We start from the raw sequence: 8,765 nt of genomic DNA on the forward strand, positions 1-8,765 counted from the left end.
AGACCACGCCGCGCGAGGGGCCAGCGGGCTTGGCCGGGGCAGGCTTCCGGGCCGGGCGGCGAGCCGGAGCCTTTGCCGGGGCCGGATCGGCGGGCGCAGCGTCGTCGGTCATCTCGCGTTCCCATGCGGCGAAGTGGTCGACCGGCGCGGCAGGCCCGTTGGCGCGCCTCTCGCGGCCTTCRCGTGCAGCTGCCCGTTCGGCGCGGTGAAGCTCCCGGTACTCGCGGCCGTAGACCGGATCGATCAGCCGCAACGGAGTGCGGGCGACGATCCCCTCGGCAAGGCGAGAGCGCCAGTAACCGGTCTTGTACGAGGCCAGGAGATGCCCTGCGAGCCACAGCACGATGCCGACGACCAACAGGACYACGCTGTCGAAAACCGAACCACCGGTTGCGATCGACACCAGGGAGGTGATCACCAGCAGGCCACCACCGATACGGCCGAGGAACGCCCCGAAGACCCAGATGGCCAGAGCGGCAAGCGCCAGCAGAGCAGCAATCCCGATGAACGACATACCGTTTCCCCTTCGTCGAACGAACCAACACCAACTACATTACAACGTGACGTTACATTGTTGCAAGTCGGGATCCGGCAACTCTTCGCACACGGAGCATTCTGATTGCGTACTCCCACGATGTAAGGTCTCTACACGAATCTCGCCCACACCAGCCCAAGAAGGTGTCACGTCACATGGCCAATCCACATCGCCTGACTGCCGACCAATGCGTCGAACTCATCAAGGAAGAAACCGGCGACGACATCAAGGCCGCCACCTTCCGCGTGTACGCCCACCGCGGACAAGCCCCGGCATCGGTGGAAAAGATCGGACGCACTCCGCTGTGGAGCCGCAGCGAGATTCTCGAGTGGGCGAACAACCGGCCAGGAAAGGGCGCCCGCACCGACCTACGCAAGACGCGCTGGCGCACCAAGGACACCGACGACGCCACGTAGGTCGCCCGGCCGGGACGTGTCGTCTCCCCAGCTCACAGCACATATCTCACACAGCACAGCGCCCCCGGCTCCGATCCCTGGAGCGGGGGCGCATGCGTGCCCTCGGTGTACAGGCGTACAGTCGCTCTCTTCGTCTCCGGACGGAGTACACGGGAGCGATGACCGATGTCAGAGCACAAACAGCTGCAACCCCCGGACTACCACCAGTGCATGGATACCGTCTTCAACAACCCCGCCGCCTGCCGCGAGTTCCTGCACAGACTCGCCGCGACGACCGACGCAGACGTCCAATCGAAGTGGTCACCGTGGAAGGACCAGGAACCTCCGCCGTACGGGCCGGACGTGAAGAAGCAGGTACCGGCCGAGATCCAGTTGGTCATGGCTGAGGCGACACTGGCCGGTGATCGCGCTTCCGAACGAAGGATCTGGCGTGAGCTCTACGACGTCATGGGCATTCACCCCATGAAAGAGAGCAACATCGAACTCATCTTCGGCATCGGCAGGACAATCGACCGCCTCAAGCAACGCATCGCGGAACTCGAAGCTAACGACGCTGGTTGACACGGCACCAGCGCATCGCCCCCGCTCCAAATCACTGGAGCGGGGGCGCTTGTCGTTCAACGACCGTTCAGGAGAGACGTGCCATCTGCGCAGTTGAGCGCCGGCCTCCTTCGCATGCCTGGGCGTCTTCACCCACGAGTGACATGAGATGGACGGCGAGCTGGAGCGGATGCTTGGGTAGCGGCGAAGTTTCACGAGTTCGGCTGACGCAGTGGGAGATTGTCGATCTGTTCGCGCAGGATGTCGCCGTGGCCAGCGTGTCTGGCGAACTCCTGGATGAAGGTGAGCAGCGTCCATCGCATGCTGACGCTTCCCTCGCGGGGATTGTCCTTGGTGTCGTCGAGGTCGAAGCGGGACGCGATCTCACGTGATCGTTGGCTTGCGCGCTCGAATTCGGCGATGACGTCCGCTAGCGACTCGTCGTCGGCAACGAAGAAGGTGCCCTCGTCGCGGCGCGAGTATCCATCACATTCAGACTCGTCGAGACCCGCCCAGAACCGCTGGAACCAGATCCGTTCCGCGGCAGCGGCATGCTTGATCAACGAGATCGGTGTCGTCAGCGACGCGACGAGTCGTCGTCGGGCATCGGCGTCAGGCAGGCCGCGTGCGGTCTCGATGAGCGCTTCGCGGTTGCGGTCGAGCATGTTCTCGATGATCGCTCGCTCGGTGCCCTTGGTAGTTCCGTAGGTACTCATGCTTTCACTCCATTCTGTTGTGCGGTGAAGGCCCGCATAGGTATCGGGGGGGCGGAATGACACGAGGCGACGCAGCGGCGATCGGGGCGAAACGTCCGTTGCCAGGGAACAACCGGGAAGAAGGAGGGCATTCGATCCGCTCGTCGCGAGGATTGCGCACGGAGGGTGGAGAGGCGGGTCGTCGTCGACACCGCAGCCCAGGCATGTCACGAGGCGCTGCTGCCTGGGGCCAATGTATCGCAGAGTTTCGATGCCGTTTGCACTTTCAGTGACTGCTTTCAGCTCGGGAAGAGCAGCGCCCCCGCTGCGGTGTTCCGGAGCGGGGGCGTGATTGAGGCCGGGCGAGACGTGTCGTTTGTGCTGGTCAGCGGCAGTCGACGTGGATGGAGAGTTGGATGCGGCCGCTGTGGGTGGGCTTCCAGTCGGCCGGTGCGTCGGTGGTGGCGGCGATGTCGGCCTGGTCGGTCTCGGACCAGTCGACGGCCTGGAGGGTGTCGAGGAGCTGGTTCGTGGTGTCGATGTCCGCTGCGGTCAGGTTCTGGTCGGTGTTTTCGACGGTGAGGGTCTGGGAGCCGTGGCGGGCGCCGATCTTCCATCCGTGCGGGGCGGTGATGTCGACGGCCAGGTCGTCGCCGCGGCCGGTGCAGCGCGCGGTGACCTCGGCCGGCTTGGGAGTGGTGATCTCGGTGTCGGAGTGCTGATCTCCCCAGCCGATGACGATGCTGCCCAGGTCGGTGCTGGTGTCGGTGACGATCGCGCCGCTGGTGGAGGTGGTGACCGATGCGGCGGCGCGGGCGTCGTCGCTACCGCAACCGGTCAGCATCGCGGCCGCAGCGAGGGCGGCGGCCGCGGCGGCGGTCTTGGTGATGGCGTTGCGTGAGCTGGTCATTTTCGGAAGTCCTCTCGTGGTGGCCGGTCAGTTGAAGACGTCGACGAACCACTTGCCGTCGATCTTCTTGGTGGTGACGGTCTGGGTGATCCGCTGGACGCCTTCAGGTCTCATCTCGGACAGGTCCACGAGGTAGACGTCGTCGGACAGCGCTTTGGTGCGGATGCAGTAGTTGGTGCCGACCGGGAGGCCGTCGATGAACGGCTGGAGCTGGTCGGCCGGCACCACCGACGAGTTCGGGGTGGCCAGCGCACGCGCGGCGGCTCCGGAGCGCTGGACGTAGTAGGCGTGATTCCACGCGGCGATGACGCCCGCGCCGCTGTTCTGATCGCCCCGGTCAGCGCGGCATTCGTCGTCGACCTCGGACGATGCGGCAGTGGTGGTCGTCGCGGTGGGCAGATCCAGGATCGGCAGCCCGTCGTCCTCGGATGCGGTGGTGGTGGCCGCGGCTGCGGTGTTGGCGGGCTCGTCGCCGCCGGTGAGGGACTTGCCCCACACGATTCCGCCGATGATCGCGAGCGCCGCGACGCTGGCAACGCCGATGGTCTTCCCATTCGGCCGGCGCGGCGGCTTGCTGCCGTCCCCGGCGGCCGCGGGGGGTGCGGTGAGCGGGGGCGGGGCGGTGGGCCCGCCGGGCTGATCTTCATGGTGTTGCGCCCTTTCTGGGTCAGGCGTTGGCCGGGGCTCCGGCGCCCTGGCCGATAGCGGACGAGATCATCTGCGAGGCAACGCCCGCCGAGCCCTGCCCGAACGCGGTCAGAGCACCGTCGATCGCGTCGACGACCTGCTGGCCGCCGGGCTGCTCAGCGGCCCAGTCGCGGGCCTGCTGGTCGATGCCCGGGGCCGCGGCGACGACGTCACGCACGGCGGTGGCGGCGGCCTGACCGACCGGGCCGGAGTCCTCCCACTGCGTGAGCGTGGTCTCGGTCTGCGCGGTGATGGCCTCGGAGTCGATGCTCGGCAGCTCGACCTCGATCGGCTGTCCCTCATCGTCGCCCGCACCGAACGCGGTACCGGCGGCGAAGCCGATCGCACCGCCCACGATCGCGCCCGGGACGGCGGTGATCGCGCCGCCGATCGCAGCACCAACAGCGGTGCCGGCCACCGTGGTCGGCACGATGACCGTGGCCGGCAGGCCCGGGATCGGCGCGAGCGGGATCGAGACGACGCCGCCGATGATCAGGCCCTGGTTGCCGCCGACAGTGCCGCCGAACAGTGCACCCGGGACAGCGCCGACGCCGGCGCCGATGACCGCGCCGCCGATGGTGCCGGCGAGCTGGCCGGCCGCGACCCGGTCCGCGCGGTCGGCGTCGACACCGATCGAGCGGTAGAACGTCGAGACCTGCGAACGGATCAGCTCGGAGGTGTTGTTGGTGCGCTCGAGATCGCCGTCGGTCATCCAGTTCGGCTGGACGGCGTGGTAATCGCCGATCATCAGCGTCTTCGGCGGTGCGATGTACATCGGCGCCGCCTCGACGGCCACCGGGGCGTGCAAGGTCGAGTAGTCGATCGGCGCAACGTAGTTCGACTGCTGCGTGTACTGGCCGGTGTCGTAGTTGTAGTTCGGCTTCGGGACGTAGGTCGGCTGCACGGCCGGGGCCTCGACCCAGTAGGTCGGCTGACTCGGTGCCTCGGGCACGTACGCGGGCTCCGGAGCCGGCGCGGGCGCCGGGGTGGCCGTGGTGCCGCCCTGGGTGCCGCCACCGGTCGTGCCGCCCTGCGTGGGGGCCGCACCGGCAGACGGGGAGAGGACCAGGCCCGCGGCCACGGCCGCGGTCGCGACCAGCGCGGCGGTGGCCGTGCGCTGGGCCTTGCGGTGCCGGCCACCCACGGCGCGGCGTGCGGAACGGTTACCGGTGGAGATGTCGTAGCTCATCGAGCTGCCTTTCGTTCAAGTGTCTGTCACGCGAAACAGAGGTCGTCATGGGGTGGGAGGACCGATGTCGTACGGCCCGGGGTGCCGGGCTACGGGATCAGCTCACGGCGCGGCCATCAGGTCGACGACGGTCGCGGCGAGGACGGTCAACGCGTCCTGTGTCTCGCGCCGCAGCTGAGTGAGGGTGATGCGCTCGCCGGAGGCGAACAGCGGATCGAACGGCATCCGGCACACCCGCACCTGCGACTGCGTGAACACCTCGACGACCTCCTTTTCGACCATCGGCGCATCACCCGGCCCGTCGGTGATCACCACGACCGTGCGGGCGAGCAGGTCCGGGCGGACCGCGGCAAGGGAAGCGAGCGCGTGCTGGGCGCCCTTGGCCGCGTCGCGGCGCATCGGCAGCGGGATCACCACCGCGCTCGCGGCCCCGATCGCCCACCGCCAGCTCCCGGCCAGGGCCGAGTTGCCGGTGTCGGCCACGATCACGTCGCGGTGCCGGCCCAGGATGGACCCGAGTGCGGCCGCATCCTCGTAGCTCAGGCTCGCCTCCGCGCCAGACCTGCCGGCTACGGCATCCGCGCCGCTCGGCTGCCGGGTCAGGTACCGGGCGAGGGTGGCCGGACGGACATCGGTAGCGGCCGGGTCGATGCCGGCCAGAAGGCTGACGACGTCCTGCCCCTGCTCCGGCGGCACCGCGATGCGGTCGGCGAAGCTGCCACCGACCTCACCGAGATCCACGCACACCGCGGAGCCCGCACCGCGATTCGTGGCCAGGACGTCGGCCAGACCGATCGACATCGGGGTCTTGCCCACGCCGCCCTTGACGTTGACGAACGCCACGAGCGCGCCCTCGGGCAGCGTGCGCGCGATCGTCGACTGCGCACCGCGCAGCCGCATCTCGAGCGAATCCGACTTCGGCGCCAGCTTCAGGCCGAGCATCGCGTTCACACGGCCACGCACACCGAGCCGAGCCGGATCACTCGACGCCGGATTCGCACGCGGCGCCGACAACTGCGACAGCCCCTCCAACGGGCCCGTGATCGGGCCGGTGACCGGCTCGGCCGGCCGCTGCCCCACCGGGGACGGTGTCGGGGCAGCGACCGGACGAGCAACGGCCTGCACGGGCGCCGCGGCGGCCTGTGCGGGCACCTGCGCGGGCTGCGCCGGCCTCTCGTAGGCGATCGGCTCGGCCGAGACAACGACCGGACCAGACGGCGCAGCAGGCTGCTGCGCCGCGGCCGGTTCGGTCGCTGCGGGAGCGACGGCCTGCATCGGAGCGCTCGGGGCGCGCTGCTCGACCTTCCCGTCGGGGAAGACGGTCAGAAAGCGCTTGTTCTCGCCTTTGCGGAAGACGACCTCGAGCGCGACGCCCTGGTCCTTGGCGGCGCCGGAAACGAACCSGTGGACAACGACGTCGATCGAGTCGGATTCCGTCGCCTCCAGTTCCATCGGCGGCACCGCCACGTCGGAGGCGAGGGTGGCGCGAGCCGTGGTTTCGGAAGTGATCTCGACATCAACTGTGGGCGTCATCAGTTCATCCCGCTGAAGGCGCTCACGCCTGCGAGTTCGCCGTCCATCTCCTCGACGATCTTCTCGGTGACGTCGAGTTCGGTCAGCGCCTTGTCGCGGGCGTCTCCCTCGGGCAGGGCCTCGATGATCGCGCGGCGCTTGGCGGACGCCTCTCGGATCTCGGCAAGCCGCTCACGGGTCAGCTCCTGGTCCTCGCTGAGCTTGGCCAGCCAGGCGGGGGCATCGCTGAGCTGGTTGCGTAGCTCGACGATCAGGGGGTCGTTCGCGCCCTTCTTCGTGAACGGCCCGCGCAGCGCGGTGACGTCCTCGGCGGTGGGGGTGATCGACTGGGAAATACGGCGGCTCATGGTGGTTCCTCTCGGTGGTGGTGAAACGGACAACTAGGGGGTCAGGCCATCGCCCCGACGAGGTCGGCTTCGGGCAGGACGACGACGCCGGTGGCGTCGAAGGTGATGCGGGTCTTCACGCGGCCGGAGCCGACGGTCAGGACGGTCTCGGTGACGTCGCCCTTCGCGTCGCGGCTGACGTCGACGGCGTCGACGGTGACGGGCACCAGCTCGCCGTCCTCGTCGTCGATCAGGACGGTCATGCCGGCCTCGACGGCGGAGGCGGGGATGACGTCGGGCAGGTCGTCGTCGACGGGCTCGGCGACGGGTGTCTTGGTCAGGTCCACATCGGTGTCGTCAGCGGTGGTGGCGGCGCCGATGACGATCGGCTCGAGAGCGCTGCCGTGCTTACGGGCGTGCTTGGCCAGCGCGCGCTCGGACTCGATGAACTCGGCCAGCTCGCGCGAGTAGCAGGTGAACTGCGGAGCCTCGGTCGGCACGAGGCCGTCGATGATCGCCTTCTCGCCCTCGGAGAGCTGGCTCCACTTGTTCGGATGCTTGTCGACGTTCGGGGTCCACCACATCTGCGCGTCGACCGGGTTGCCGTCATCGCCCAGCGCGACGCCGCGCCCCTTGACGGAGGTGTCGACGGTGCGGCCGACGGTCGCGTCGCCCCACAGCATCAGCGCGCCGTCCTGCGACAGGTTGCCGAGCGAGATGCGCGTGCCGAAGTTGTCGCGGGCGTTGCCGGAGGCGCCACCGAACAGGCTGGCGTCGGGGCGCTGCACGCCGAGCAGCAGTCGGATGCCGGCCGAACGCGCGAGCACCGCGAGATCAGCCCACGCACCGAGCGGATCGAGTTCCTTGAGCTGCTCGCGGGTCTCGTCGTCGCCGGTCTTCATCAGGCGCTGCCACTTGCCGGAGAGGATGAAGAACTCGTCGAGCACCGCGATCATCAGCGGCAGCTGCGAGCCCTCGATCTTCATCTCGTGGATGTAGGCGTTGCGGGCCATCATCTCGGTGTGCAGGGCACGCACGAACATCGCTGCACGCAGCGCGTCGTAGATGATCGCCCCGCACCCCGGGTAGCCCTCGAGGCCGTCGAGTTCGATCATCTTCGGATCGACGCCCACGAACGGGATTCCGCGGCGCGCGGCCTCGGTCAGCAGCGTGCGGATCACCGACGTCTTACCGCCACCGGTCGGACCGACGATCAGGCAGTGCGGCTTGTTCGAGCTGGTCGACACATCCCAGAACATGGTCCGGTCCGCCGCGGCCGTCGCGTACGGGAGGTGACGCAGGTTCTCGTCGACCAGAGCGAGCGGGTGGTCCACGCGGGTCGGCATCGGCGCGACCAGACGCATGATCAGGTAGCCCTTGTCCGGGTACCAGTCGGTGGTCCAGTTCCGGCCGGACTCGTGCTCGCCGGCCAGCGATGCGAGAGCTTCCTCGACCTTCATCTGGAAGCTGCCGGCACCGGCGTTCATCGACATCGCGAACGTGATCCGGTAGCCGGTCTCGACGCCGTTCTCGTCGACCGTCTCCACGGTGACCTTCGGGTCCTTGAAGATCGACGTGTCGTCGATGACTGCCTGGAGCACCTTCTGACGCTCGGAACGGGTGTCGACAGCAGGGGTTTCGCGGGTGATCACGATGCGGTCGTGGTGCGCTTTGTGGCGCACCTTTGTCTCCTGCTCACCGGCCGCCGGGAACGCGGCCTCGATCGCACGGGAAACCTCTTCGAACTGCTTGGGCCGGATCACGGTGCCGCGGTGCAGCTTGATGGTCGCGCGGCGCGGCGAACGCCACCCGGGCGGGAACGAGATGGTCACCTTCTTCGGAAGATGACCGGTACCCTGACGGACCACCGATTCGAGCATCTGCGACCACTTGTGCATGCGATGGCGCATGACGTCGCCAGCGATCAACAGGAC

Annotated in this window: 10 protein-coding genes; 2 read left to right on the forward strand and 8 right to left on the reverse strand. The window is 68.2% G+C overall.

Going from position 1 to position 8,765, the window contains the following annotated elements:
* Positions 1 to 514: hypothetical protein (locus tag AB4Z09_RS28670; protein WP_442241340.1), on the reverse strand; the 514-nt coding region annotated here is incomplete at its 3' end.
* Between the two features lie 176 nt (positions 515 to 690).
* Here AB4Z09_RS28670 and AB4Z09_RS28675 point away from each other — a divergent pair.
* Together AB4Z09_RS28675 and AB4Z09_RS28680 are read left to right on the forward strand one after the other, a co-directional pair.
* Positions 691 to 951, forward strand: a complete 261-nt coding sequence (locus AB4Z09_RS28675) for a transcriptional regulator (protein WP_442241341.1) — start codon at positions 691 to 693, stop codon at positions 949 to 951.
* A 210-nt stretch (positions 952 to 1,161) separates the two neighbouring features.
* Entirely contained in the window at positions 1,162 to 1,512 is a 351-nt protein-coding gene (locus AB4Z09_RS28680) for a hypothetical protein (RefSeq protein WP_442241342.1), read from the forward strand.
* Between the two features lie 191 nt (positions 1,513 to 1,703).
* Here AB4Z09_RS28680 and AB4Z09_RS28685 read toward each other — a convergent pair whose 3' ends face one another.
* From AB4Z09_RS28685 to AB4Z09_RS28715, 7 genes are all read right to left on the reverse strand, one after another.
* Positions 1,704 to 2,207, reverse strand: coding sequence for a DinB family protein (locus AB4Z09_RS28685; RefSeq protein WP_442241343.1), 504 nt, complete (start codon positions 2,205 to 2,207; stop codon positions 1,704 to 1,706).
* 364 nt (positions 2,208 to 2,571) lie between these two features.
* Complete coding sequence (locus tag AB4Z09_RS28690) at positions 2,572 to 3,096, reverse strand: hypothetical protein (protein ID WP_442241344.1); 525 nt, start codon at positions 3,094 to 3,096, stop codon at positions 2,572 to 2,574.
* Positions 3,097 to 3,123: 27 nt separating this feature from the next.
* Positions 3,124 to 3,594, reverse strand: coding sequence for a hypothetical protein (locus AB4Z09_RS28695; RefSeq protein WP_442241345.1), 471 nt, complete (start codon positions 3,592 to 3,594; stop codon positions 3,124 to 3,126).
* Between the two features lie 169 nt (positions 3,595 to 3,763).
* Positions 3,764 to 4,972, reverse strand: coding sequence for an insoluble domain protein (locus tag AB4Z09_RS28700; RefSeq protein WP_442241346.1), 1,209 nt, complete (start codon positions 4,970 to 4,972; stop codon positions 3,764 to 3,766).
* Between the two features lie 102 nt (positions 4,973 to 5,074).
* A complete protein-coding gene (locus AB4Z09_RS28705) occupies positions 5,075 to 6,505 on the reverse strand; it encodes a ParA family protein (protein ID WP_442241347.1) in 1,431 nt (476 codons plus the stop codon).
* Complete coding sequence (locus AB4Z09_RS28710; protein ID WP_442241348.1) at positions 6,505 to 6,852, reverse strand: hypothetical protein; 348 nt, start codon at positions 6,850 to 6,852, stop codon at positions 6,505 to 6,507. The genes AB4Z09_RS28705 and AB4Z09_RS28710 overlap by 1 nt, the downstream gene beginning before the upstream one ends.
* Before the next feature lie 41 nt (positions 6,853 to 6,893).
* On the reverse strand, positions 6,894 to 8,765 hold a 1,872-nt coding region (locus AB4Z09_RS28715; RefSeq protein ID WP_442241349.1), incomplete at its 5' end, for an FtsK/SpoIIIE domain-containing protein.

The sequence above is a fragment of the Rhodococcus sp. TAF43 genome, from assembly GCF_052113525.1.
Classification (GTDB): domain Bacteria; phylum Actinomycetota; class Actinomycetes; order Mycobacteriales; family Mycobacteriaceae; genus Prescottella.